25 protein-coding genes, 8 tRNA genes and 1 rRNA gene are annotated in these 25,988 nt (G+C 43.7%); 32 read left to right on the forward strand and 2 right to left on the reverse strand.

What is annotated here, in order from left to right:
- The 11 genes from BUA79_RS02685 to BUA79_RS02740 form a co-directional block, all read left to right on the forward strand.
- Nucleotides 1-235: ribosomal RNA gene (locus BUA79_RS02685) — 23S ribosomal RNA — on the forward strand; the annotation flags it as partial.
- A 69-nt stretch (nucleotides 236-304) separates the two neighbouring features.
- A tRNA-Asn gene (locus tag BUA79_RS02690) sits at nucleotides 305-376 on the forward strand.
- Between the two features lie 4 nt (nucleotides 377-380).
- Nucleotides 381-452: transfer RNA gene (locus BUA79_RS02695), tRNA-Glu, on the forward strand.
- Nucleotides 453-514: 62 nt separating this feature from the next.
- Nucleotides 515-587, forward strand: a tRNA-Thr gene (locus BUA79_RS02700).
- A gap of 5 nt (nucleotides 588-592) precedes the next feature.
- Nucleotides 593-666, forward strand: a tRNA-Ile gene (locus tag BUA79_RS02705).
- A gap of 37 nt (nucleotides 667-703) precedes the next feature.
- Nucleotides 704-777, forward strand: a tRNA-Asp gene (locus BUA79_RS02710).
- Between the two features lie 24 nt (nucleotides 778-801).
- Nucleotides 802-874, forward strand: a tRNA-Val gene (locus tag BUA79_RS02715).
- Nucleotides 875-898: 24 nt separating this feature from the next.
- Nucleotides 899-984 (forward strand) — tRNA-Leu (locus tag BUA79_RS02720).
- Between the two features lie 16 nt (nucleotides 985-1,000).
- Nucleotides 1,001-1,074, forward strand: a tRNA-Arg gene (locus tag BUA79_RS02725).
- 265 nt (nucleotides 1,075-1,339) lie between these two features.
- The gene (locus BUA79_RS02730; RefSeq protein ID WP_178138521.1) at nucleotides 1,340-2,035 is read left to right on the forward strand and encodes a hypothetical protein; all 696 of its coding nucleotides are present in this window, start codon (nucleotides 1,340-1,342) and stop codon (nucleotides 2,033-2,035) included.
- 644 nt (nucleotides 2,036-2,679) lie between these two features.
- Nucleotides 2,680-2,886, forward strand: coding sequence for a DUF1858 domain-containing protein (locus tag BUA79_RS02740; RefSeq protein ID WP_073992832.1), 207 nt, complete (start codon nucleotides 2,680-2,682; stop codon nucleotides 2,884-2,886).
- A gap of 50 nt (nucleotides 2,887-2,936) precedes the next feature.
- Here BUA79_RS02740 and BUA79_RS02745 read toward each other — a convergent pair whose 3' ends face one another.
- On the reverse strand, nucleotides 2,937-3,752 hold the full coding sequence (locus tag BUA79_RS02745) for an adaptor protein MecA (RefSeq protein WP_073992833.1): 816 nt from the start codon (nucleotides 3,750-3,752) through the stop codon (nucleotides 2,937-2,939).
- A gap of 476 nt (nucleotides 3,753-4,228) precedes the next feature.
- Between BUA79_RS02745 and BUA79_RS02750 the strand changes: the two genes are divergently transcribed.
- The 20 genes from BUA79_RS02750 (at nucleotide 4,229) to BUA79_RS02845 (ending at nucleotide 23,273) form a co-directional block, all read left to right on the forward strand.
- Nucleotides 4,229-4,456: a hypothetical protein gene (locus BUA79_RS02750; protein WP_073992834.1), complete on the forward strand. Its 228-nt coding sequence runs from the start codon at nucleotides 4,229-4,231 to the stop codon at nucleotides 4,454-4,456.
- A 157-nt stretch (nucleotides 4,457-4,613) separates the two neighbouring features.
- On the forward strand, nucleotides 4,614-6,314 hold the full coding sequence (locus BUA79_RS02755) for a glycosyl hydrolase family 18 protein (RefSeq protein ID WP_094757270.1): 1,701 nt from the start codon (nucleotides 4,614-4,616) through the stop codon (nucleotides 6,312-6,314).
- A gap of 28 nt (nucleotides 6,315-6,342) precedes the next feature.
- Nucleotides 6,343-7,425 carry an L-threonylcarbamoyladenylate synthase gene (locus BUA79_RS02760; protein WP_073992835.1) on the forward strand — a complete coding sequence of 361 codons (1,083 nt, stop codon included), beginning with the start codon at nucleotides 6,343-6,345 and terminating at the stop codon, nucleotides 7,423-7,425.
- The gene (locus BUA79_RS02765) at nucleotides 7,419-7,877 is read left to right on the forward strand and encodes an arsenate reductase/protein-tyrosine-phosphatase family protein (RefSeq protein ID WP_073992836.1); all 459 of its coding nucleotides are present in this window, start codon (nucleotides 7,419-7,421) and stop codon (nucleotides 7,875-7,877) included. The genes BUA79_RS02760 and BUA79_RS02765 overlap by 7 nt, the downstream gene beginning before the upstream one ends.
- On the forward strand, nucleotides 7,874-8,308 hold the full coding sequence (gene rpiB / locus BUA79_RS02770; RefSeq protein WP_073992837.1) for a ribose 5-phosphate isomerase B: 435 nt from the start codon (nucleotides 7,874-7,876) through the stop codon (nucleotides 8,306-8,308). The genes BUA79_RS02765 and rpiB overlap by 4 nt, the downstream gene beginning before the upstream one ends.
- Before the next feature lie 14 nt (nucleotides 8,309-8,322).
- Nucleotides 8,323-8,808 carry a deoxycytidylate deaminase gene (locus BUA79_RS02775; RefSeq protein WP_073992838.1) on the forward strand — a complete coding sequence of 162 codons (486 nt, stop codon included), beginning with the start codon at nucleotides 8,323-8,325 and terminating at the stop codon, nucleotides 8,806-8,808.
- Between the two features lie 234 nt (nucleotides 8,809-9,042).
- Nucleotides 9,043-9,351, forward strand: coding sequence for a hypothetical protein (locus BUA79_RS02780; protein WP_073992839.1), 309 nt, complete (start codon nucleotides 9,043-9,045; stop codon nucleotides 9,349-9,351).
- A 31-nt stretch (nucleotides 9,352-9,382) separates the two neighbouring features.
- Entirely contained in the window at nucleotides 9,383-11,383 is a 2,001-nt protein-coding gene (locus BUA79_RS02785; protein ID WP_073992840.1) for a V-type ATP synthase subunit I, read from the forward strand.
- Nucleotides 11,384-11,387: 4 nt separating this feature from the next.
- The gene (locus tag BUA79_RS02790) at nucleotides 11,388-11,885 is read left to right on the forward strand and encodes a V-type ATP synthase subunit K (RefSeq protein ID WP_073992841.1); all 498 of its coding nucleotides are present in this window, start codon (nucleotides 11,388-11,390) and stop codon (nucleotides 11,883-11,885) included.
- Nucleotides 11,886-11,909: 24 nt separating this feature from the next.
- The gene (locus BUA79_RS02795; RefSeq protein ID WP_073992842.1) at nucleotides 11,910-12,506 is read left to right on the forward strand and encodes a V-type ATP synthase subunit E; all 597 of its coding nucleotides are present in this window, start codon (nucleotides 11,910-11,912) and stop codon (nucleotides 12,504-12,506) included.
- Between the two features lie 25 nt (nucleotides 12,507-12,531).
- Nucleotides 12,532-13,506, forward strand: a complete 975-nt coding sequence (locus BUA79_RS02800; protein ID WP_073992843.1) for a V-type ATPase subunit — start codon at nucleotides 12,532-12,534, stop codon at nucleotides 13,504-13,506.
- Nucleotides 13,499-13,822, forward strand: coding sequence for a V-type ATP synthase subunit F (locus BUA79_RS02805; protein WP_073992844.1), 324 nt, complete (start codon nucleotides 13,499-13,501; stop codon nucleotides 13,820-13,822). Before BUA79_RS02800 ends, BUA79_RS02805 begins: the two co-directional genes overlap by 8 nt.
- 18 nt (nucleotides 13,823-13,840) lie before the next feature.
- Nucleotides 13,841-15,610, forward strand: coding sequence for a V-type ATP synthase subunit A (locus tag BUA79_RS02810; RefSeq protein WP_073992845.1), 1,770 nt, complete (start codon nucleotides 13,841-13,843; stop codon nucleotides 15,608-15,610).
- Nucleotides 15,610-16,980, forward strand: a complete 1,371-nt coding sequence (locus tag BUA79_RS02815) for a V-type ATP synthase subunit B (RefSeq protein WP_073992846.1) — start codon at nucleotides 15,610-15,612, stop codon at nucleotides 16,978-16,980. Before BUA79_RS02810 ends, BUA79_RS02815 begins: the two co-directional genes overlap by 1 nt.
- A 53-nt stretch (nucleotides 16,981-17,033) precedes the next feature.
- A complete protein-coding gene (locus tag BUA79_RS02820) occupies nucleotides 17,034-17,714 on the forward strand; it encodes a V-type ATP synthase subunit D (RefSeq protein WP_073992847.1) in 681 nt (226 codons plus the stop codon).
- A gap of 106 nt (nucleotides 17,715-17,820) precedes the next feature.
- A complete protein-coding gene (locus BUA79_RS02825) occupies nucleotides 17,821-20,256 on the forward strand; it encodes a hypothetical protein (RefSeq protein ID WP_073992848.1) in 2,436 nt (811 codons plus the stop codon).
- A gap of 13 nt (nucleotides 20,257-20,269) precedes the next feature.
- Entirely contained in the window at nucleotides 20,270-21,022 is a 753-nt protein-coding gene (gene xth, locus BUA79_RS02830) for an exodeoxyribonuclease III (protein ID WP_073992849.1), read from the forward strand.
- A gap of 110 nt (nucleotides 21,023-21,132) precedes the next feature.
- A complete protein-coding gene (locus BUA79_RS02835; protein WP_408633820.1) occupies nucleotides 21,133-21,849 on the forward strand; it encodes a transporter substrate-binding domain-containing protein in 717 nt (238 codons plus the stop codon).
- 12 nt (nucleotides 21,850-21,861) lie between these two features.
- Entirely contained in the window at nucleotides 21,862-22,527 is a 666-nt protein-coding gene (locus tag BUA79_RS02840) for an amino acid ABC transporter permease (RefSeq protein ID WP_073992851.1), read from the forward strand.
- Between the two features lie 14 nt (nucleotides 22,528-22,541).
- On the forward strand, nucleotides 22,542-23,273 hold the full coding sequence (locus BUA79_RS02845; protein ID WP_073992963.1) for an amino acid ABC transporter ATP-binding protein: 732 nt from the start codon (nucleotides 22,542-22,544) through the stop codon (nucleotides 23,271-23,273).
- Between the two features lie 49 nt (nucleotides 23,274-23,322).
- Here the strand turns inward: BUA79_RS02845 and BUA79_RS02850 are convergent, their stop codons facing one another.
- Nucleotides 23,323-24,438: an aminopeptidase gene (locus BUA79_RS02850; RefSeq protein WP_073992852.1), complete on the reverse strand. Its 1,116-nt coding sequence runs from the start codon at nucleotides 24,436-24,438 to the stop codon at nucleotides 23,323-23,325.
- Nucleotides 24,439-24,577: 139 nt separating this feature from the next.
- Between BUA79_RS02850 and asnS the strand changes: the two genes are divergently transcribed.
- The gene (gene asnS / locus BUA79_RS02855; RefSeq protein WP_073992853.1) at nucleotides 24,578-25,969 is read left to right on the forward strand and encodes an asparagine--tRNA ligase; all 1,392 of its coding nucleotides are present in this window, start codon (nucleotides 24,578-24,580) and stop codon (nucleotides 25,967-25,969) included.
- The last annotated feature ends 19 nt before the right edge of the window (nucleotides 25,970-25,988 follow it).

Consider the following 25,988-nt stretch of genomic DNA (forward strand, 5'->3'; position numbering starts at 1 on the left):
ACCGGGATGGACTGACCTCTGGTGCATCTGCTGTCTTGCCAAAGGCATGGCAGAGTAGCCAAGTCGGGACGGGATAAACGCTGAAGGCATCTAAGCGTGAAGCCCCCCTCAAGATGAGATATCCCATGGCACAAGCCAGTAAGACCCCTTGAAGACGACGAGGTTGATAGGTCAGGGGTGTAAGTACAGCAATGTATTCAGCTGACTGATACTAATAGGTCGAGGGCTTGACCAAGAGGTCATAGGCGGATGTCTGAGTTTCTTCTGTGTGCAGTTTTGAAGGTGCAGCATATATATGTACTATTCCTCGATAGCTCAATGGTAGAGCACTCGGCTGTTAACCGAGTTGTTGCAGGTTCGAGCCCTGCTCGGGGAGTTGTGGCTCCATGGTCAAGCGGTTAAGACACCGCCCTTTCACGGCGGTAACAGGGGTTCGAATCCCCTTGGAGTCATTTGTTATTTGCGACAATAACAGCATAATACGGTTTTGTGATACTGCAAAACTACAGGTTTCGCCGACATGGCTCAATTGGCAGAGCAGCTGATTTGTAATCAGCAGGTTATCGGTTCAAGTCCGATTGTCGGCTTATTTGGACCTTTAGCTCAGTTGGTTAGAGCAACCGGCTCATAACCGGTAGGTCCCGGGTTCGAGTCCCTGAAGGTCCATTCCAATTTTCACCTATTCGAGGTTTTTTTCAATTTTGGCCCGGTGGCTCAGTTGGTTAGAGCGCCGCCCTGTCACGGCGGAGGTCGTGGGTTCGAGTCCCATTCGGGTCGTTTCTTGTTTTGCTCAGGATATTTGGGATCTTAGCTCAGCTGGGAGAGCATCTGCCTTACAAGCAGAGGGTCACAGGTTCGAGCCCTGTAGGTCCCATTTGGTTTTTAACCAGTTTTATATGCCGGCGTGGCGGAACTGGCAGACGCACAGGACTTAAAATCCTGCGGGACTAATCTCCCGTACCGGTTCGATTCCGGTCGCCGGCATTTAAATTTAATATTTGTGCGTTTAGCTCAGCTGGATAGAGCGTCTGGCTACGGACCAGAAGGCCGGGGGTTCGAATCCTCTAACGCACATTCGTCGAATCAGGCGGAAACCTTTGAATTACGGGTTTTCGTCTATTTTTTTGTTCGAAATCTGTTTTGATGGAGAATGAACAGCATTTAAATATCTTGTTTCAACCATAACCGCTATACGACAATTTTACTTGCTTTTTCCCAATCTATGGTATTTGTAATTTGAGCAATGTGGCATAATAAGTGTAAAATGTTTTAAGGAGGATAAGATGTGTTCAAATTTACAAAACGTATAGTATCATTATGTCTTATCTTGTCATGTTTCATGTCAATCTTTAATCCCAATATAGTGAAAGCTTCCGAAATTTCATCAATTACAGTAAAGGAATCTATAGGTGGACGCTCAGATATTGTTTTTCTTGAAGGATTACCAGGGGACGCGCATCTGGTTTATACCTACAAAGAAGACGGTAAAGAGTATAAGGTAATCGAAGATGCTGATACTGAATTTGAAAATGTAGATAGTATAATCTATATTTTAGATTCTGATGGGAATTATTTACAGGAAGAGATATTAGAACTAACAACTCAGTTTAATGGTGACTTGGTATTAGAACGTACGGAGTCAAACGGTAAAGTTTCGGTACAAAATGTATATGCACCTAAACAGATTAATCTTTCCACCTTAACGTCAGATGGTACAACAGGTGAGTGGGTTACGACTTATAGAGATGGCAACACATATATAAAGAACTATACAATCACAGCGATTATTGCAGCATTAAGTGCAGCGGCAGCGGGTACATTTGGAGCGCCTGCTGCAGCTGCACTTGGTTCAATAGCAGCTACATACTTTGAAAGAAACGCAACTTACACATATTTCAGAGAAATCTATAATTATATGTTAAGTTCATATAGTGCCTTTATAATTGTAAGAGAGACATGCCATACATCATATTATTCTGATTCTTCCCATGCAAATTATATAGGATATACTTATTGGGAATATGACGGTCGATAATTTTTCAAAACAAGTCACCAGACCATTGGTGTCTTGTTTTGAGTAGGAAGGTGATGGCAATGTTTATTGAATTGGGTTTTGACACTATTGTTTTTGCCATATTATTGTATAGTATAACAGGTTTGAAAGGCCACAAAGCGATTGTATCCTGGAGAATCGTCACGTTAATATCACTAGTTGGACTTTTTGTATATATAATTTTAGAGAAGTACGCTATGTTAGGGTTGGCAATTGCGCTGGCCATTAATTGTTTGATTGTGTTCCCGCTGACCTCACAGAATAATATGTGCCCCAAATGTGGTAGAAGTTATTATTGGAAGTCTTTGTTTTCAAATCAATGCTCGTATTGCAGAACTAAATAAAAGTTTCTATTTTGTTGCAGATATAGATTATTGTTCCATTAAGTGTTCAGTGCTGTTCCAATTTAAAAACGAGGGTCTTCAAACCGTTGATTTTACTGGATTTTTTGTGCGCGATATTCGTTCGAATCCTCTAACGCACATCAGAAAAGCTTTGTAATTCATTTACAGAGCTTTTTTCGGTTCTGTCCTCCATGCAGCTTGCAAATATGTCATGCATATACTATAATATTCAGTACATGCACGGCTTAAGCGCCGGTAAATCAGTCAAGGAGGTATAATAGAATGGCGAAAATCACAAAAGATATGACTATTGGAGAGATACTGAGAATAGATGAAGGACTTGCTCCAATTCTTATGAATTCGGGAATGCACTGCCTGGGATGTCCGTCCGCACAGGGCGAAACGATTGAAGAAGCTGCATTTGTTCATGGTATGGATGTCAATGTTCTTCTGGATCAGATGAATTCTTATGTAGACAGCAAAAACTAAATAGAAAAAACGAGGCGCCGATTATTTCGGTGCCTCGTTTTAAATTTAAATTACAACAATGCTAATTTCTGTAAAGCAGAGTTAGATATTATGACATCACAGAACTCTTCAAAGTGGGCCCAGCTCGCATAAGAAGAACGCTCCGTATTCCCGTATTCGGAAAGTATATTGCATACTTTATTGAACTCTTCCGGAGAATGTCCAGATTTGGTTACTACAAGAAAATATAGTCCTTTCTCTTCAGATTTATACAAGGAGTTTTCTCCATTATATAAATCCTGTAACACGTGGGATAACTGTATTATCGTGTCAAGGTTATCAAAGGAATACAATTTAATTATGCTGTGATTTCGTCCTGCGGGTTCAGAATTTCGCTTGCTTTCGATAATTTTCTTTTCTTTACCGGAAGCCGGCGGCACGGGTAGAGATGGGGAATCGCTTGGAATATTGTATTCATCCATATCGCGTAAATCGTCATCGCCGTCTGCAAAATTCTTAAATATATCTAAAATTTCGTCTGCACCAAATAAATCGTTAGAATCAGCGGAATCACTTGCCAGCATATCCTCGGGATCAGTGGAGTAGGTGAACTTGGAAAATCTTGTATCCAGTTCATCCGGGTCTTCCACTTTTGTAATGACGAGGACAATACAATCGGCTGATACCGGAATTGCTTCTATCATAAGGGGTATGTCTTCAGCCTCAAATCCAAATTGGAAAGATGCCTGCTGCATCATATCTCTGAATAGGCTTTTGGCTTTGTCCGTTCCGTAGGCCAGCTCACTAAGCTTGATTTGCCGTGAAGCCAAGTCTGATTTATTTAAAGTGCATTTTATCTGATTATCGTTGATTTTTTCGATTTTCATAAAAAACACCTCTTTCTATATGTATGGTAATTACAGTTATCCCAACATAATAAGTTATCTATATATACTATAGTATAAACTAAAAGTCAATACGATGTAAAGAAAAAGTATATTTAATAGTTGAAATATACTCTCGAATTTATTATAATATAATTCTAGGAGATTTGAGGCATAATGGATTGCAAGGAGGAATCCTACAGACAAAAACCAGACAACATGACGAACAGAATACATTAATGATAATAAAATCATCTGAAATTCTATTGAAATTCCTATCTTTTTTGTCGCAATATTTTGCAATCAAAACCTTAATTGTTCCAATTTAACAAAACCCCTAATCGCCTCAAATCTCTTAAAAAATTAAAAAGCAGGATATATGGAAGCAGGGATAAGTAAATCATATATCACGGTGTGTTTTACGCGTTGCTCTGGTATTTTCAAATATCTGCGGACTTTGCTTGGAAAGGAGGAAAAAAATGGAGCGCCATGATATCGATAAAGAAATACTTTTTGCAAATATTATTGCTGAAATGAAAATGTACCTGGAAATGGGAATTGAATTGCTCATCGGATACAGGGTTGCAACGCCGTGGGAGATTGCCACCTGCTGTATACAAGAAGATTGCAGCTATATGCGCGCCTATGATATCGATGATGAAGGCAACATATTAAGAATCGGGTTTGATAAAGTTACTTTAAAGTAGACCTGGTTGGGTTGAGATGATTCCGATACGAATATTTCATGGACGGAATATTTGAGCCAAAGGTTGGATTCATCCGGTGGGTGGGCTGTTTGTTGCTGAATTAGTAGATGACGTAAGAATGGAAAAATGATATACTGTCGGAATAGGAGGATTGAAAATGATACGAAAAAAACCTATTCTTATGGTAGTTATTATAGTAGTTATTATAGTACTGGCATTTTTTGCGGTACAGCTGATTAAAAAATATACTCCGACAAATGAAAGAGCGGATCTAACTCAGGTATTCGGACTTGATGATAATGTGAATGACTCTGAAATTGCGGCAATCGTCGATGAAGCACTTGTGGAAGAAAACTCAGCAGTATATGATGGAAATGTCTATATTAACCTCACAACTATACAAAATAATATCAACGATAAATTCTACTGGGATGCAAACGAGAATGTACTGATTTTTACCACGCCCACTGACGTGATTAAAGTGGCGACGGGAAGTAAAGATTATTATGTGAATAAAAACAAAAATTCCATGGAATATACAATTGTCAAGGCGGAAGGCTCCAAGGTTTATGTTGCGGCAGAATTTGTCAAGAAATTCAGTGGAATTGAATACACGCTTTTCTCGGATCCGGGCAGAGTGAACATTACCAGTACCTGGGGCGAGATTACGGTTGCAGATGTGAAGAAGAACAAACAGATACGTGTTAAAGGTGGAATAAAAAGTCCCATTATTGCCGACGTCAAAAAAGGAGATACGCTGATTATCCTTGAGCAGATGGATGACTGGACCAAGGTATGTGCAGAGGGCGGTTATATAGGATATATTCAAAATCGATATCTATCTGACGTCAGGACGCAGGAGCGAGTCAGTGATTTTGAAGAGCCTGTCTACTCCAGCATCCGAAAAGAGGGACGTGTCAATCTGGTATGGCACCAGGTTAACAACACAACAGCAAACGGGTATCTTACGGATATGACAGCGGGAACAAAGGGAATCAATGTTGTTTCACCAACCTGGTTTGCGCTCTCAGATGGGGATGGCAATATTTCATCCCTTGCACAGAAGAGCTATGTAGACCGGGCGCATCAGCTGGGATATGAAGTCTGGGCTCTCATTGCAGATTTTTCCGATGCAGACACGGCTGGAAATTATGTATCCCAAGTTCTTCCGTATACTTCAAAACGTGAAAAGCTGGTCAATAAAATAATATCCTATGCAATTGAATATGACCTGGATGGAATCAACGTGGACTTTGAAAAAGTTGCGCTTGAAAATGGAAGGGATTATCTTCAGTTTCTAAGAGAATTATCGATTAAATGCCGGAACAACAATATAATTTTATCCATTGATAATTATGTGCCCTCCCCTTGGACGGAGTATTATGATATTGGACAGCAGGGGCAGATTGCAGATTATGTAGTAATAATGGCGTATGACGAGTATGCGGGATCTTCTGCGGAAGCCGGACCGGTGGCATCCATCGGATTTGTGAACAAGGCGATTACGGATTCTCTCGCTATGATGGATTCTTCAAAAATCATCCTGGGCATTCCCTTTTATACGAGAGTATGGAAAGAATCCGGAGATGAAGTGACTTCTAACAGTTATGATATGAAGACAATAGACAGTATTGTCGCAAATAACGGTCTGACAGCCACATGGCTGGATGATATGGGGCTGAATTACTGTGAATATGAAAGTGAAGGGGCAACCTACCGGATATGGATTGAAGACGAGAAATCAATAGAGCTCAAACTCAAGTCCATGATGGATAACAATCTTGCAGGAGCAGCATTTTGGAAACTTGGGATGGAGACACCCGAGATATGGGATGTAGTCATAAAGTATATTAATTAATCCGAATAATCGGCAGGTTAGGTAGCGTATGAATACAAAATTAATTGCAGTGGATCCGAAAAATATAGACATGAATAAAATCAAGCAGGCATCCGAAATCCTAAGAAATGGCGGGCTGGTTGCATTCCCTACAGAAACAGTATACGGTCTGGGGGCAGATGCTCTCAATGGAGAGGCTTCCCGGAAGATATATGAGGCAAAAGGCCGTCCGTCCGATAATCCGCTGATAATACATATAGCAGAAATGAATTCCCTTGAATTCCTTGTCGGGGAAGTGAATGAAGACGCAAGAATTTTGATGGAAAAGTTCTGGCCGGGACCTCTTACCCTTATCTTTAAAAAAACAGACAGGGTCCCGTACAGCACAACCGGCGGGCTTGAGACCGTTGCGGTAAGGATGCCTTCGCACCCCGTGGCAATTGCCCTTATCCGGGATTCGGGAATCTGTATTGCCGCTCCGAGTGCGAATACATCTGGAAAGCCAAGTCCTACAAAGGCCAGTCATGTGCTGGAGGACCTGAACGGAAGAATTGATATGGTTATTGACGGCGGGGACGTGGGCATTGGTCTGGAATCAACCATTGTCGACATGACAGGGAATGTACCGGTAATACTGAGACCCGGATATGTGACCCGTGAAATGATGGAAACGGTGATTGGGAAAGTGGAGACTGACGAACAGGCAAAAGGTGCGTCAGATGACTTCAGACCCAGGGCACCGGGCATGAAGTACCGCCATTATGCGCCAAAAGCGGAGCTTATCCTTGTTAAGGGAGATGCAGGCCACGTGTCAGAGAAAATCAACGAACTCGCAAAAGATGAGGAATCCCAGGGAAAAAAGGTAGGAATAATTGCCACAACTGAAATGGAGCGGGGATATCATTATGGAACGGTAATTACTATTGGAAGCCGCTCTGACAGGGAAACAATTGCCAGGAATCTTTATAGTGTTCTGCGTGAATTTGACAATACAGATGTGGAAACCATATATTGTGAGGCAATCGAGGGAGACAACCTGGGTCAGGCAATCATGAACCGCTTAAAGAAGGCATCATCGAACCATATAATTCAGCTGGACAATGACGGGGAGATTGAGGAACAGACATGGTGAGGTTTAAAAGAATTATCTTTGTTGGAACGGATAATACCAGCTTGACACCTCTTGCTGCAGCAATTTTGAAAAATGAACCAGACATGCAAGACATGAAGATCGAGTCCAGAGGAATCATCGTGCTGTTTCCGGAACCCGTGAATCAAAAAGTGCTGACTATCGCTGAAATGAAAGGCTTGAATCTTCGGGGATATCAGTCAAAGCTGCTGATGCCGGAAGATTTTTCGGAAGAGACGCTGGTCCTGGTTATGGACGGGCTGCAAAAGCTTAAATTATATGAGGAATATAAGGATGCCGCGAATGTATATACCATCAGGGAATTTGTCGGAGAGATCGGCGATATGAAGACTCCTTACGGCGGTGATCTTGCTGAATATTCCGAATCATATAGAGTGTTGGAACGGCTTGTGCTAAAAGTTAAAGATAAGTTGAAAGGGGAAGAAAACAAATGATAGCAATCGGAAGTGACCATGGAGGGTTTGAACTGAAGCAGGAAATCATGAAGTATCTTGAGGAAAAGGGTCTGGAATTTAAGGACTATGGCTGCTACGACTGCAGCCCCTGTGATTACCCTGTGTACGCGAAAGCGGTATGCGAGAGCATTCTTGACGGAGAGTCTGATAAAGGGATATTGATATGCGGAACAGGCCTTGGAATTTCCATGACGGCCAATAGGTACAAGGGAATCAGGGCGGCGGTATGTACGGACTGTTTCTGCGCGGAGGCAACGAGACTTCATAATGATGCCAATATCCTGGCATTAGGCGGGAGAGTGGTTGGCCCCGGTCTTGCCCTGAAAATATTGGAGACATTCCTGAACACAGAATTTTCCGGAGAAGAAAGACACATCCGCCGGATTGAGCAGATCGAGCTGGAAAGGTAGCAGTGAGGTAGATTATGAGCGAAAAAAGGTTAGATTATATTACCTGGGATGAGTATTTTATGGGGGTTGCGATGCTGTCAGCCATGCGGTCCAAGGATCCCAGCACGCAGGTAGGGGCCTGTATTGTCAGCCCGGCAAACAAAATACTTTCCATGGGGTATAACGGATTTCCAAACGGGTGCTCGGACGATGTTTTTCCGTGGACAAAAGGCGATTGCTGTGATAATAACAAATATCTCTATTCAACCCACAGCGAGCTGAATGCGATTCTTAATTACACTGGCGGAAGCCTGGCAGGCACGAAACTGTATGTCACACTTTTCCCCTGTAATGAATGTGCCAAGGCAGTTATACAGGCAGGCATAGCTACGATTGTTTATGATTGTGATAAATATGCGGAGACGGAAGAAGTAATGGCATCCAAACGAATGCTGGATGCAGCCGGGGTAAGATATTACCAGTACAACCGGACCGGCAGGGAAATAAACATGAAACTGTGATAGAAGATATTAATAGGAAAAGACGCATCACGCTGGAAAGCGGATGCGTCTTTTCCTATTAATTGAGCGTTCCAGCAGTGCTTTTCGTTATTCGAATATGGGATAGATGAAGGTTTGGGGACATCTATGCAAGTTAAAAATATAACCGCTATTTGTATTGAAATTTATACATGCAAGTGGTAAAGTGTAAAGGTATTTGGATTTTTATGAACTTTTTTAGCGGAGGTGAAATGAATGGCACAGGAAATGATTCAGACTATTCGCCAGACCGAGCTGCAAGCAGGAGAATCAGTCAGAGCAGCACAGACTGAGGCGGATAATCTGCTTAAAGATGCCAGAAAGCAGGCTGAACGTATTAAGGCAGATATGGTTCAGGAAGTACTGCAAAGGCAGCAGAAGAGCCTGGCTGAGGCCGAAAAGATAAACGAATCAGTTCTGGAAAAAGCAGTCAGCAGTGCACAGGCGGAAAGCTCCAAGATTCAGGAGAAAGTACAGCAAAATCGTGCGGAAGCTATCAGGATTGTGGTGGAACAGATAGTTTAACGGAAAGGTACATTAAGGAGGTGTTGGTGCTATGGCAGTGCTGCAAATGCAGCGAATCACAATATGCGGATTACAGGAAGACAAAAAAAGCATAACAGGCTTTATTCAGAGGCATGGCGTCATTGAGTTCAACGATTTACTGCAACAGGATGAGGTGTTTCAGAAAATGGATTTTTCCTCTTCAGAAGCAGTGTTTTCAAAGAACAGCGTGAAAGCCGACTCAGCTCTTGAAACACTGGAAGCATATGATTCCGAAAAAAAATCACTATTAAGCATGTTCGAGGGCAGAAAACAGATTACATTAAATGAATATGATGCATTCTCGGAAAAAGAGACGGAAATATCTGAAGTTGTTGCGGAAATTATCTCTTTGGAAAAGGAAATCGCTGAGAGCAAAGCCGAGATATTGAAATTCAAGCTTCAGACAGAGACGCTTATTCCGTGGAGTTCGCTCGACGTACCACTTTCTTTTCAGGGAACAGCATATACAACGGCATTCATAGGGACGCTGCCCAACACATGGACCCTTGAGATGGTATATGAGCAGCTCGCCGAATATACGCCGGTGAATGTTGACATCATCAATGCATCGAGAGAGCAGACCTGCATCATGGCAATATGTGAAAAGGGCAAAGCGGATTTGGTATCCGATAAATTGAAGTCAAATGGATTTGCCTATCCAGTTGTCTCGGGTGACATTGCCCCGATCAAGCAAATTCAGCAGTTTGAGGAACAAATCAAGGAATACGAAAGCTTAATCAGCGCCGATATTGAGAAAATAAAGGGATTGGCAAAGAAGCGTGAAGACATTAAGTTGTTTGCAGACAGCCAGTCTATCGGAGCAGGAAGATACAACGCGGCCAGCCAGATGCTGCAGTCGAAGAATGTCTTTTTTATCTCTGGGTTTATTCCTCAAAAAGCAGTGAACTTTGTTACAGACTATATGAAAAATTATTCGGCTGAAGTCGTTGTAGAAGAACCGACAGAAGATGATGACGTACCGATTGCACTCCAGAACAAAGGATTTGCGGCACCTTTAGAAGGAGTCGTGGAAGCCTTCAGCCTTCCAGGAAGACGGGAAATTGATCCATCGATGGTTGTGGCAGTCTTTTACTACCTTTTCTTTGGAGCCATGCTTTCAGAAACTATGTACGGGGTAGCCTTGGTACTCGGATGCGGATTTATCCTTCACAAATTTAAACATACAATAGAAGGCCCTATGAAGAAAAATATGCAGATGTTCATGTACTGCGGCTTTGGAACAATTCTCTGGGGTGTGATATATGGAAGTTATTTTGGCGATGCGATATCGGTAATATCGACGACCTTCTTTGGAAAGACGGTGGCTATTCCGCCGTTGTGGCTTGACCCGGTTAAAAATCCGATGACGGTACTGGTACTTTCATTGGCACTTGGTATTATCCATATTTTTGTAGGTCTTGGAGCAAACCTTTATCAGTGCATCAAACGTAAAGATATTAAGTCAGCATTATACGATGTCATCCTCTGGTATATGATTCTGGTTGGATGTCTGCTGATGGGCCTTTCATCCCAGATGATTATCGGCATGACCGGACTCAGCTGGATTTTACCTGCATCTGTCGGAAAGGTAGGAATGATTCTGGCAGCTGTTGCTGCAATCGGGATTATTCTGACAAATGGAAGAGAATCGAAGAGCCCAGTCAAGAGAATTTTAAAAGGACTCTATGCCCTTTATAATATCACTGGCTACTTAAGCGATATGCTTTCCTACTCGAGGCTCCTTGCATTAGGACTTGCAACAGGCGTTATATGCTCCGTAGTAAATAAAATCGGAGCCATGTTTGGCCCTACCCCGCTTGGTGTGATTATTTTCATTGTAATATTTATTGGTGGAAATGCACTGAATATCGGAATAAATGCTCTTGGAGCGTACGTTCATTCAAACCGTCTTGCGTATGTTGAGCTCTTTGGAAAGTTCTATGAAGGCGGCGGAAGAAAATTTGAACCTTATATTGCAAAGACAAAATATTATAAAATAAAGGAGAATTAAAACGATGATTGATTTTTTGGCTAGTAATTTCGGAGTTACATTGGCGGCACTTGGTGCGGCATTGGCAGTATTTTTTGCAGGAATTGGTTCCGCACAGGGAGTTGGTATCGCAGGACAGGCAGCAGCAGGGGTTGTAACAGAGGATCCAAGCAAATTCGGTAAGGTACTTGTACTGCAGCTGTTACCAGGTACACAGGGTATCTACGGTCTGCTCATCGGATTTATCGCATTGTCACAGATTGGTATTCTGGGCGGAAGCTCTGATATATCCGTAGCAAAAGGCTTTTTATATCTCTTTGCATGTCTGCCTATGGCGTTTGCTGGATGGCGTTCAGCTGTTTCCCAGGGCAAGGCGGCAGCAGCAGCGATTGGTCTTGTTGCAAAAAGACCGGAACAGTTCGGTAAAGCCATGATTTTCCCTGCAATGGTTGAGACATATGCGATTCTGGCACTGCTGGTATCTATCCTGATGGTTTCTGCCATTGGTGGAATGAACATATAACAAACAGTTAGGAGAAATTGGTCTATGACTGGACTTGAAAAAATATTGGAACATATAAAAAGCAATGCAGATTCTGAGGCCGGAGCAGTTCTTGAAAAGGCCAAAAAAGAAGTACAGCAGCTGCTTGATGAATCCCGGGAAGAGGGAGCAAAACAGGTAAAAGTCCTGGAAGAGCAGTCTAAAACCAAGTATGAAAACCTTATCAAACAGGGCGAATCAGCCGCAGCTCTCCGGGAGAAAAAAGCAATCCTGGAGACAAAGCAGCAGGCGATTGAGAAAGTAATAGAGGATGCCAAGGCATTCCTGCTTGAACTGCCTGAAGATAAATATTTCGATACCATTGTAAAGATGGTGAAAAAATATTCATTGAACCAGAAAGGTTATCTGCTGTTTTCGGAATCTGATTTAAGAAGAGTGCCAGCAGACTTTGAAGCAAAGCTGGCAGAAGCACTGAAAGAAAAAGCAGGTGCTGAATTAACCGTATCAAAGGAAACAAGAAGAATCGACGGAGGCTTTGTGCTTGCTTACGGCGAAGTGGAAGAAAACTGTTCTTTTGAATCACTTTTTTCTGCTGCAAAGGAAACCTTGCAGGACAAAGTAGGAGGCATGCTGTTTGAATAAATACAGCTCAGAAAGGTAGGGAATTATGGACGATAAGCTATTTACATATGCGGTCGCACGTATTCGTTCTAAAGAGCTGACTTTATTTGATAAGCAGGATTTAGACCAGCTGTTGGCCTCAAAAAGCTATAACGACGCACTCCGGTTCCTGAATGAAAAAGGATGGGGAACGTCCGGCAATGAAACAGCTGAACAGCTGTTGGCCGAGCAGCGGGAAGAAACGTGGAAGCTGATCCATGAGCTTGTGGACAAGGAGGATATGGATGTATTTAATATATTTCTGTACAGCAACGACTTCCACAACCTGAAAGCCGCAATCAAGCAGGCTTATGTCAGCAAGGATGTACCGAATATTTTCATTAAGAATGGGACGGTAGATCCGATGCTGATACTGGAATCAGCAAGGGAGCATGATTTTATTAAACTTCCGGCCTTCCTGGCGAAATGTGCTGAGGAAGCATACGAAGTTATGTTTCATACCGGAGACGGACAGCTTTGCGATGTAATCATAGACAGGGCTGCGCTGGAAGCAATCCATGCCAGGGCATTTGAGACAGACAATGAACTGATCCGAGACTATGCCGAACTGAAATGTGCGGCCGCGAATATCAATATTGCCATCCGGGCCCAGAGAACCCAGAAGAGCTATGAGTTCCTGGAAAGAGCTTTTGTCGAATGTGCCACACTGAACAGGAAACGACTCGTAGAGGCCACCTTGAATAGCGAAGAGGCCATATACGAATATCTGGAAACTACAGTATACTCGGATGCAATCGAGGCTATAAAGGAATCCCCGTCCGCCTTCGACAGATGGTGTGATAATCGTCTGATCAACCAGGTTCGTCCACAGAAGTACAATGCGTTTACAATTTCACCGTTATTGGCATACGTTATTGCCAAGGAGAATGAAATTAAATCTGTCCGAATCATTCTGTCGGGGAAACTCAACAGTCTTCCCGAAGATAAAATAAGAGAAAGGTTGAGGGATATGTATGTATAAGATAGCAGTATTAGGTGACCGTGACAGTATTTACGGATTTGCTGCACTGGGTCTTGACACGTATCCGGTTGATGACCAGGAAACTGGCGCAGCTACCTTGAAGAGGCTGGCAGATAGCGAATACGCAGTTATTTATGTTACCGAGTCATTACAGAACTTATTAATGACGGAAATCGATAAGTATCGGACGCTCAGGCTTCCTGCAATCATTCCTATTCCGGGCGTTTCCGGAAATACAGGAAGAGGCGTGAAAGCCCTGAAAAAAATGGTCGAACAGGCCGTAGGTTCGGATATCATATTCAACAACGAAAATTAAAGAAGCAGGTGAAAAGCAATGAGTATAGGGACAATTAAAAAAGTTGCCGGTCCATTGGTAATCGCTGAAGGCATGCGCGATGCAAACATGTTTGACGTGGTGCGTGTAAGTAATCAGCGTCTAATCGGGGAAATCATTGAAATCCACGGCGATCAGGCTTCCATCCAGGTTTATGAGGAAACTTCAGGTCTTGGACCTGGCGAACCCGTAGAATCCATGGGATATGCGCTCAGCGTTGAGCTGGGACCAGGCCTTATGGGAAGTATCTATGATGGAATTCAGAGACCGCTCGAAGAAATCATGAGATTGACAGGCAACAATTTAACAAGAGGTGTTGAAGTTCCCTCTTTGAACAGGGAAAAGAAATGGACATTTGTACCTTCGATTGCCGAAGGCGCACAGGTTGAAGGTTGTGACATTATCGGTACAGTTCAGGAAACTCCTATCGTACAGCAGAAAATCATGGTACCCAACGGCGTCAGCGGAGTGATCAAAACCATCAATTCCGGTGAGTTCACCGTGGAGGAAACCGTTGCAACGGTTGAGCAGAAAGACGGATCCATAGTCAAAATTAAAATGCTCCAGAAATGGCCCGTCCGTGTGGGCAGACCATATAAAGAAAAATTATCACCGGACAAGCCTCTTGTCACCGGACAGCGGGTTATAGATGCTCTCTTCCCAATCGCAAAAGGCGGTGTGGCCGCGGTTCCAGGACCTTTCGGAAGCGGTAAGACCGTTATCCAGCATCAGCTGGCAAAATGGGCCGAGGCAGATATCGTTGTATACATCGGTTGCGGAGAGCGTGGAAACGAGATGACAGACGTTCTTACCGAGTTCCCTGAACTCGTGGATCCCAAGACCGGCAATTCCCTCATGGAGAGAACCGTTCTGATTGCAAACACATCCGATATGCCTGTTGCTGCCCGTGAGGCATCCATTTATGTTGGTATTACAATTGCCGAGTATTTCAGGGACATGGGATATTCCGTAGCCCTCATGGCGGATTCCACTTCCCGTTGGGCCGAGGCCCTCAGGGAGATGTCAGGCCGTTTGGAAGAAATGCCTGGTGAAGAAGGCTATCCTGCATACCTGGGAAGCCGTCTGGCCCAGTTCTATGAGAGAGCTGGAAGAGTTATATCGAAAGGTTTAGATCCTCGTGAAGGATTCCTGTCCGTTATCGGAGCGGTTTCACCTCCAGGTGGAGATATTTCCGAACCTGTATCTCAGGCTACCTTACGTATTGTAAAAGCATTCTGGGGATTGGATGCCAGCCTGGCATACAGACGTCACTTCCCGGCAATCAACTGGCTGACCAGCTACTCTCTGTATACAGATGACATGGGTGCTTGGTTCAACGGTGCCGTTGGCGGAGACTGGATGGGCGAAAGGGCAAAAATCATGAGGCTCCTCAGCGATGAGGCCGAACTTGATGAAATCGTTAAACTGGTAGGTATGGATGCACTAAGTGCTCCAGACAGACTGAAACTCGAAGCAGCACGTTCCATTCGTGAAGATTTCCTGCATCAGGATGCATTCCATGAGGTGGATACATATACAGAACTTGAGAAACAGTTTAAAATGATGGGTCTGGTTCTTGCTTATTTTGATCTGTGTAATGAAGGGTTAAAAGAAGGCGCAAATATTGAAGGACTGGTAGGTCTTCCGGTCAGAGAACGTATCGGACGTTTCAAATACCTGGAGCTTGACAAGACAGCTGCGGAATATGAGAGTATCATAGAAACAATCAATGCTGAAATTGCTCAGCTGTTACGGAAGGAGGAGGACTAATGCCTAAGGAATATAGATCAATTCAGGAAATCGCCGGTCCTCTTATGCTTGTCCAGGGCGTTGAAGGAGTAACCTACAACGAACTGGGAGAAATAGAGCTTGGAAGCGGAGAAAAACGCCGTTGTAAAGTGCTTGAAATCGATGGAAGCAACGCCCTGGTTCAGTTGTTTGATACCTCCGCAGGTATCAATCCTTCAGACACGAAGGTTCGCTTCCTTGGTAGAAGCATGGAACTGGGTGTTTCTGATGACATGTTAAGCCGTGTTTTTGACGGACTTGGACGTCCAATCGACAATGGTCCGGAAATTTTACCGGAAAAGCGTCTTGATATCAATGGACTTCCTATGAATCCAGCTGCAAGAAACTACCCGCAGGAGTTTATCCAGACAGGGATTTCAAGTATTGACGGACTGAACACACTGGTTCGTGGTCAGAAACTTCCTATCTTCTCAGCCAGTGGTCTTCCACATGCACAGCTGGCAGCCCAGATTGCAAGACAGGCTAAAGTAAGAGGAAAAGATGATACTTTCGCCGTTGTTTTTGCAGCCATGGGTATTACATTTGAAGAAGCAAACTTCTTCACAAACAGCTTCCGTGAGTCGGGCGCCATTGACAGAACCGTTATGTTCGTCAACCTTGCAAATGACCCTGCCGTAGAGCGTATTTCTACACCGCGTATGGCACTGACAGCTGCAGAATATCTTGCATTTGAAAAAGATATGCACGTACTTGTAATCATGACGGATATCACAAACTACGCGGATTCCCTCCGTGAAGTATCTGCGGCCCGTAAGGAAGTTCCAGGAAGACGTGGATATCCAGGATACATGTACACTGACCTTGCAACCTTATATGAGCGCGCAGGACGTCTGAAAGGTAAAAAAGGAAGTATCACCATGATACCAATCCTTACCATGCCTGAGGATGACAAAACCCATCCAATCCCTGACCTTACCGGCTACATTACGGAAGGGCAGATTATCCTGAGCCGTGAGCTGTACAGACAGGGTGTTACACCTCCTGTAGACGTTCTTCCTTCTCTTTCCCGTCTGAAAGACAAGGGTATCGGTAAAGGAAAAACAAGAGCCGATCACGCGAACACCATGAATCAGCTTTTTGCATGCTATGCCAGAGGTAAGGAAGCCAAAGAGCTCATGGTTGTACTTGGTGAAGCAGCTCTGACTGATATGGACAAGCTGTATGCAGAATTTGCAGACCGTTTTGAAAGCGAATATGTATCACAGGGATATGCAGCCAACAGAGAAATTGAGGATACCCTCGACCTTGGATGGAAACTGCTTTCCATACTGCCTAGAACAGAACTGAAGAGAATTAAGGATGAATTCTTAGATGAGTATTATGGTAAATAAGAAAGCCCTTAGACTCTGCAAGAGCGAAGCGGGAAGGAAAGGAGGTGTCGTTCTTGGCTAGTACTCACGTTAATCCCACGCGTATGGAGTTGACAAAGCTTAAGAAAAAGCTGAAAACGGCAGTGCGTGGTCACAAGCTGCTGAAAGACAAGCGAGATGAGCTGATGAGACAGTTTCTTGAGCTGATCAGGGAAACGAAAGAATTAAGGGCGAAAGTCGAAAAAGGTATTCAGGATGCGAACAAGAATTTCGTTCTGGCAAGAGCCGGTATGGAAGATGAGGCAATGAATGTTGCCCTGATGGCTCCCAGACAGGAAGTCTCGCTGAAGTCAGGTGTCAAAAACGTCATGAGCGTTGAAATTCCGACCTTTGAATATCAGACAAGAACTCCTGATGCTAATGACATCTACTGCTACGGATATGCATTTACTTCAAGCGATTTGGACACTGCTGTTAAATCACTGGCTGATGTTCTACCGGAAATGCTCAGGCTTGCGGAGATTGAAAAATCCTGCCAGCTGATGGCCTCTGAAATCGAGAAGACAAGACGAAGGGTAAATGCTTTGGAACATGTAATGATTCCGGACATGCAGACGAAGATAAAATATATCGTCATGAAACTGGATGAAAATGAAAGAAGCTCCCAGATCCGTCTGATGAAAGTTAAAGACATGATGCTTGAAGAGGCTCATCATTACAAAGAACGTATGATGAACGAGGCAGTCAGCTCATAATTAGTGGTTGTGATTTTTTAGCAAAGCAATTACAATATAATCATGGCAATGTATCCATTGCCATGATTATTTTTATGCCCAAAACAAAAGACGCAAGGGGATGGCTATGAAAAAAAAATTTCGCAACGTATTCAGCGGATTTTCCATTAAAATCATTATACTGCTCATCGTTTTTCTGGCCGTAATCGGGCTGTACTTCATATTTAATAAGGACGAAACAACCGTCAACACGTCTAAAATGGGGGATGCCTCTCTTCCGGTTGTTTACATGACCTATGAAGGTGCCCGCTTAAATGAAATTCATGGCAACACGGAAACCATGGATGAAACGGCAATGAGGGATACCATTACACCACTGACCGATTCCTATGAGATAAATATGGAAATCGACACCTACGGATCCCAGGTGAAAGAAATCAGTTACGAGATTGTAAGCCTGGACGGAAGCAATCTTGTTCAGAGCAATAAAATAAAAGACTGGAATGAAGCAGAAGAAACGATCAAGGCGACTATTTCGGTGGACGAAATGGTGGCGCATAATACGGAATATATGCTTGTCATTAACGTGGTAACGGACAGCCAAGCAGCGGTGAACTATTATACAAGGATATTGAACGAAGATGATTCCTATGTCAGCAGACAGATTAATTTTGTACACCAGTTCAGCGATTTGACACTGGACAAGGCGAGGTCCGAAGAACTAATAAATTACCTGGAACCGGATACACAGGAAAATGACAATTCAAATTTCGGTCTTGTAACGATGCACTCCAATTATCATCAGGTTTCCTGGGGCAGCATGGCCCCGGAACAGGTTACAGAGCCTGTGCTTTCAATAAAAGAAATGTTTGGGAGTATCGGCTGCTTTCAGCTGAAGTACGTGGTCCGCTCGGGAGACCAATACTACAGTGTGGTGGAATATTTCAGGGTTAACATCGGGAATGATAAGGCCTATCTTCTTGATTATGAAAGGCGCGCGGATGAGATTTTTTATCCTTCTTCAGTAAACGTAAGTAAAAAAGAAATAAATCTTGGGATTAACAGTGACCTTATAACGGAATATACCTCCGATGACGGGGGGGTATATGTGGGATTTGTAAACAGCGGAACGCTTTGGAGTATGAACACCGATACGAATACGATAATTCCAGTCTTTTCCTTCCGGGGAGAAGACCAGAGCAGTATTCGTGAGAATTTCGACCAGTATGACATTAAAATAATCCGCGTGGAAGACTCAGGAAATATCTGCTTCATGGTATATGGGTATATGAACAGGGGCCCTCATGAGGGACTGACAGGGATTGCCGTCTATAACTATTATGCGGAAAGCAATACCATTGAAGAAAAGACCTTTATTGCCTCGGACAGGCCCTATCAGATGATAAAAAATCTTATGGGAAAGCTCACGTATCTGAATGGAAATAATCTGCTGTACATACTGCTCAATGACTCCCTCTATTCTATAGATCTGACGGGGGAGGAATACGTACAGGTTGCCATTGGGTTGACGGAAGGAAATTATGCTGTCAGCTATGACGGCAGCAAGATTGCCTGGCATGCAGACGGTTCTGTGAATAACTCAAAAGAGATTCAGGTTCTGGACCTGGAGACAGCCCAGACACAGACCGTGTATGCCCCGGAAAATTCCTACATACGAGCGCTTGGGTTTTTGGGCGAGGGGTTTGTCTATGGGATAGGCTCCATGGGTGATTTCGTTCCCCAGACAAATGGAGCAGGTACTCTTTACCTGAACGAGCTGAAGGTGGTAGATGCCAGCGGCAATGAGACACTTACCAAGAAGGATGACGGCACTTATTATACCTGGTCGGAAAATGAATACAACCGAATCAGTCTTGGCCGAGCAGTAAAAACGGGGGATGCATTCACTCCATCTTCTGATTATGCGATTTATGATACCACTCGTGCGGAAGAAAAAAAGACGGAGGTTTCTGTCTTGGCCGATTCCGTACGAAAAAATGAACTGGTGATGAGTTTTAAAACTGCCGTTATAAAGGCAGGAGATGTGAATGTGGCCGCAGCGGGAGAATTTGCTTTTCGTAATCCGGCGGGTCTGAAACTGGAAGACTTGGTAAATATATCCGACAGGTATATTGTTTATGGAAAAGGGGAATTGAAAGGCGTATACACGAATCCCTCCAATGCGGTCAACGCAGCCGATGCCCAACTGGGAGTTGTGACAAGCTCCGGGCAGCAGTATTTCTGGATACGGGGGATTGCTAAAAAATCAGCAGATGTTTCCAATATCAATACGCAGAATGTCCTGGAAGCCCTGAATGACAATTCGGGAAAGGGGATTCTGAGTCTGAAAGGATGCACCCTGAATCAGATGCTTTACTTTGTAAGCACCGGTCATATCATTACTGCCAGAACGGGCGAAGGGGTCTACATTATCAGCGGATACGATGCTTATAACGTCAGGATAATCCAGGTGGAATCAGGAGCGACATCAGAAATGCCGATTGCAGGAGCGGATGCGTACTTTGCAGCATCGGGAAATGACTATACCTTAATTAAGCAATAGGGGGGGATCCGACATGAAATTTGTGTCATGGAATGTAAATGGTATCAGGGCATGCGTCCAGAAAGGATTTGAAGAATTCTTCCACACTGTGGATGCAGATATTTTCAGCATACAGGAAACAAAACTGCAGGAAGGCCAGATTGATCTGAATCTTGACGGTTACCATCAATATTGGAATTATGCCAAGAGGAAAGGCTATTCGGGAACAGCAATATTTACAAAATGGCTGCCGATTTCTGTGAAGTACGGGATGGAAATGCCGGATCATGACGATGAGGGAAGACTGATTACCCTGGAATATGAAGACTACTATTTTGTCACCTGTTACACTCCAAACTCCCAGCCTGAGTTGATGAGGCTGGATTATCGGATGAAATGGGAGGATGATTTCAGGGAGTATCTGAAGAAGCTTCAGGATAAGAAACCGGTTATTTTCTGTGGGGACCTGAATGTCGCCCATCAGGAAATTGATTTGAAAAATCCCAAGACAAACCGAAAAAATGCGGGCTTCACCGATGAGGAAAGAGGAAAATTCACTGAACTCATCCAGGCAGGATTTATAGACACGTTCCGTTACTTTTACCCGGAGAAGGAAGGCGTTTACTCCTGGTGGTCCTACCGGTTCAAGGCCAGGGAAAAGAATGCCGGCTGGCGTATCGATTATTTCTGTGTCTCAAACAGTCTGAAGGACCGGCTGAAGCATGCGGACATATGTACGGAAATCCTGGGATCGGATCATTGTCCTGTAGTACTTGAGATGATATAAATAATTCTTTTTAAAAAGCATAAAATGATATATAATTAGATGGATATTTAAATAAGGGAGGAAAATAAATGAAAAAGTTATTAACATTAGGTACTGCCCTGATTCTTGCAATGAGTGTTTTGGCGGGCTGTTCCGGCAGCAATTCAGATGAAAAAGTATACCAAATCGCAACAGATACGACCTTTGCGCCTTTTGAGTTCCAGAATAAGGATGGGGATTATGTAGGCGTTGATATTGAACTGTTGGCAGCAATTGCCGAGGATCAGGGATTCAAGTATGAACTGCAGCCCCTCGGATTTAATGCAGCAGTGGCGGCTCTGGAGTCAAACCAGGCGGACGGAGTCATTGCCGGCATGAGCATCACAGATGATCGCAAGCTGAAATATGATTTTTCTGCAGCATATTATGACTCAGGTGTCGTGATGGCAGTAAGTGCTTCCAATGATACCATAAAGTCCTATGAGGATCTCAGAGGACAGAAGGTTGCCGTTAAAACAGGAACAGAAGGCGCATCATTCGCAGAATCCATCAAAGACACATACGGATTTGAGCTTGTCTATTTCGATGAATCCCCATTTATGTATGAAGATGTGAAGACAGGCAACACAGTTGCATGTTTTGAAGATTATCCTGTCATGGGTTATGGAATCACTCAGGGTAACGGCCTGAAAATGGTCACGGAAATGGAGAAAGGATCTTCCTACGGATTTGCGGTATTGAAAGGCAAAAACGCGGAGCTTCTTGAAAAGTTCGATGCAGGTCTTGAAAATATCAAAGAGAGCGGAAAATACCAGGAAATTATAGATAAATATATTTCTGCCGAATAATGAGGATATATCATGAATTTAGGAAAAGTTTTTAGCGAAGTCTATCCGATGCTGCTTGACGGACTTTTGATTACTGTTGAAGTAACGGTTTTGTCGCTTCTGATGGCACTGGTACTTGGCTTGTGCTCGAGTCTGATGGGAATATCCAAGGTAGCACCTCTTCGCTGGATTTCAAAAGCATATATCTGGATCATCAGGGGAACGCCCCTGATGGTTCAGGTGTTCTATATTTATTTTGCCTTGCCTCAGCTTCTTCAGCTGGCCGGGTTTGATGTGAGGTTTTCTTCGTTCACAGCCGGTGTTATTACGCTGACCTTGAATGCGGGAGCTTACATGTCAGAAATTTTCAGAGGAGCCATAGCAGCTGTCAATACAGGACAGATGGAGGCGGCAAGAAGTCTGGGCCTCTCAAATGGGAGGGCAATGCGTAAAGTTATTTTGCCTCAGGCTTTCCGGATCTGTCTGCCTTCTCTGGTCAACCAGTTTATAATAACACTGAAGGACTCATCCATTATCTCCGTAATTGGACTGGCAGATATCATGTATGAGGCCAAGATATATGTGGGACGTACAATGGAGGCCTTCGCATCTTATACCTGGACAGCGGTATTTTATCTGGTGGTTATTACAATCCTTACCATGGTAGCCAGAAGAGTTGAGAGGAGGATAAATATCTGATGATAGAAAAGGATATGAATCCCAAAATAGAAGTAAAGAATCTGCATAAATATTTTGATCATCTTGAGGTTTTAAAAGGAATTGATTTAAAGATTTCCAAGGGCGAGGTGGTGTGTGTCATCGGACCGAGCGGATCAGGGAAATCCACCTTTTTACGATGTATAAATCGTTTGGAAGAACCCACGGCAGGAGAGATTCTCGTGAACGGAGAACCTATCACCGGCAAGAATGCCGATATCAACAAAATAAGAAGACATATTGGCATGGTTTTCCAGCAGTTCAATCTGTTTCCACATCTGAACGTGATGAAAAATATCATGATGGCACCGGTTGAATTGAAAATAAAAACAAAAGAAGAAGCCGAAAAGAAAGCCTTGGAGCTCCTGGAAAGGGTTGGCCTTTCTGAAAAGGCGGAAGTGATGCCCAGACAGCTTTCGGGCGGACAGCAGCAGAGGGTTGCCATTGCCAGAGCTTTGGCCATGGAGCCGGATATCATGCTCTTTGATGAACCCACATCCGCATTAGACCCGGAAATGGTCGGAGAAGTTCTTGCAGTAATGAAAGAACTGGCGAAAATGGGAATGACCATGATTGTGGTTACTCATGAAATGGGATTTGCCAGAGATGTTGCCGACCGGGTAATCTTTATGGATGGCGGTGTCGTTGTAGAACAGGGACCTCCGTCGGAAATATTCACCAATCCGAAAAATCAGCGTACTATTGAATTCCTGAATAAGATACTATAGAAAAATCCGGCAGCTGCCCAGACATATCTGAGTGCATTGCCGGATTCTTTTATTTCAGTTCTTCGGGATTGAGGCACAAAAGTTCGGGATGGACAAAGCGGCCGTCTTTCCGGATCAGTACGTTGTCAAAATAAATCTCGCCACCACCGTATTCTGGTGTCTGGATCAGGACAAGGTCCCAATGAATGTTTGAATTATTGCCATTGGAAGCATCGTTATAGCAGCTTCCAGGAGTGAAGTGTATGGAACCCATGATTTTCTCATCAAAAAGAGTATCCTTCATGGGCGTCAGAATATAGGGATTTACCCCAATGGCAAACTCACCCACATATCGGGCACCTTCATCGGTATCAAACACTTTTGTGATTCGTTCTGTATCGTTTGCGGTTGCATTAACGATTTTGCCGTTTTCAAAAGTCAGTGTTACATTTTCGTAAACAAAACCCTGGAAAACGGAAGGCGTGTTGTAGGTGATAATTCCATTTGCCGAGTTTCGGACAGGAGCTGTATAAACTTCTCCGTCCGGAATGTTCATTTCACCTGCACACGGAACTGCCGGAATTCCCTTAATGGAGAAGGATAAGTCGGTACCTCTGCCCGTAATGCGGACCTGATCAGTCCGGTTCAAAAGCTCCGTCAGCGGAACCATAGCTTTCGCCATTTTGGAATAGTCCAGATTACAGACCTTGAAGTAATATTCCTCGAAACTTTCCAGGCTGGTATTGGCCAGCTGGGCCATAGATGCATTCGGGTAGCGGAGGACGACCCATTTGGTGTTAGGGACACGTATTTTCCCGTGGACTGGAGTTGAATATAGCTTCTCATACAGGGCCATTCGAGTGGCAGGGACATCCGATAATTCGGAAATGTTATCGGAACCCCTTACCCCGATGTATGCGTCCATCCGGGACATAAGCTGGGCGTCGGTTTCAGCCATAATATTTAACTGCCCTTCAGAACAGTTAAGCAGAAGCTCTCTTTCAATCCGGGGATCCACGAATTTGGTAAAGGGAATGCCTCCCGCGGCATATACTTCCCGTACTAGCTGCCTCGCCAGGTCACTTGTGGAATTCCCTGTATATTGAATCAGCACCTTTTCGCCTTCTTTGCAGGCGATAGAATAATTTACCAGAATTTTGGCTAATTTCAGAATATTGGCATCCATATATGGTATCTCCTTTGCGGTTTTATCTGATAATTGTAGGATATAATGGGAGAAATGTAAAGGTTGTCTAAGTTGTAAAAAAAGAATATTTTAGGTATAATAATTATCATACCTAAAAAACAGGGAAAGAGGTACAAATATGGATCTGATTACGATTAAATCAATATTTCGTGACAAAGAAAAGTATATTGGAAAAGAAATCACCGTAGGTGGATGGGTCAGATCCGTACGGGATTCTAAGACCTTTGGTTTTGTAGTTCTGAATGACGGTTCATTCTTTGAGACTCTGCAGATCGTATATAGCGACAGTTTGGGAAATTTCCAGGAAATTTCACGGTTGAACATCGGGGCATCTATCCTGGTCAGGGGCCAGCTGGTCGGAACGCCGGGCATGAAACAGCCGTTTGAAGTCCAGGCAGTACAGATTGATGTGGAGGGAGAATCTGCACCGGATTATCCGCTTCAGAAAAAGAGACATACACTGGAATATTTAAGGACAATCTCTCATTTAAGACCCAGAACGAATACTTTCCAGGCTGTATTCAGGGTCCGTTCTCTGTGCGCCTATGCAATTCATAAGTTTTTCATGGAGAGAGATTTTGTATACGTGCATACGCCATTGATTACCGGAAGTGACTGTGAAGGTGCCGGGGAAATGTTCCGGGTAACGACACTGGATGCGAAAAATGCACCGTTGGACGAAGATGGAAGAGTCGACTACCGTCAGGATTTCTTCGGGAAAGAAACGAACCTTACTGTTTCCGGCCAGCTGAATGGTGAGGCATTTGCCATGGCATTCAGAAACATCTATACCTTCGGGCCGACATTCCGGGCGGAGAATTCCAATACCACCCGCCATGCGGCTGAATTCTGGATGATCGAACCGGAGATGGCATTTGCGGATCTTAAGGATGATATGATGCTGGCAGAAAGCATGCTGAAGTATGTCATCCGGTATGTGATGGAGAATGCGCCCGAAGAGATGAACTTTTTCAACAGCTTTGTGGATAAAGGGCTCATAGAAAGGCTCAATGGTGTATTGGAATCGGATTTTGCCCATGTAACCTATACACAGGCGGTTGAATTGCTGGAAAAAAATAATGATATGTTTACATATAAAGTATGCTGGGGATGTGATCTTCAGACAGAGCATGAAAGATACCTCACCGAAAATATATTTAAACGCCCAGTATTTGTGACAGACTACCCTAAGGAAATCAAGGCGTTTTATATGAAGATGAATCCGGACAATAAAACCGTGGCGGCCATGGACTGCCTGGTACCGGGAATCGGGGAAATAATGGGTGGGAGTCAGAGGGAAGACAACCTGGATAGGCTTCTTGCCAGAATGGAAGAATTGAAACTGAATCGGGAAGACTACGGATTTTATCTGGATTTGCGCAAATACGGCTCCGCCAGGCATGCCGGATTTGGACTTGGATTCGAAAGAATGATTATGTATCTTACCGGCATGTCCAACATACGTGATGTAATCCCATTTCCCAGAACCGTAAACAATTGCGAACTATAAATGAATAGCAAAAAGCTGC

It is taken from the genome of Parasporobacterium paucivorans DSM 15970 (assembly GCF_900141895.1).
Classification (GTDB): Bacteria; Bacillota; Clostridia; order Lachnospirales; family Lachnospiraceae; genus Parasporobacterium; species Parasporobacterium paucivorans.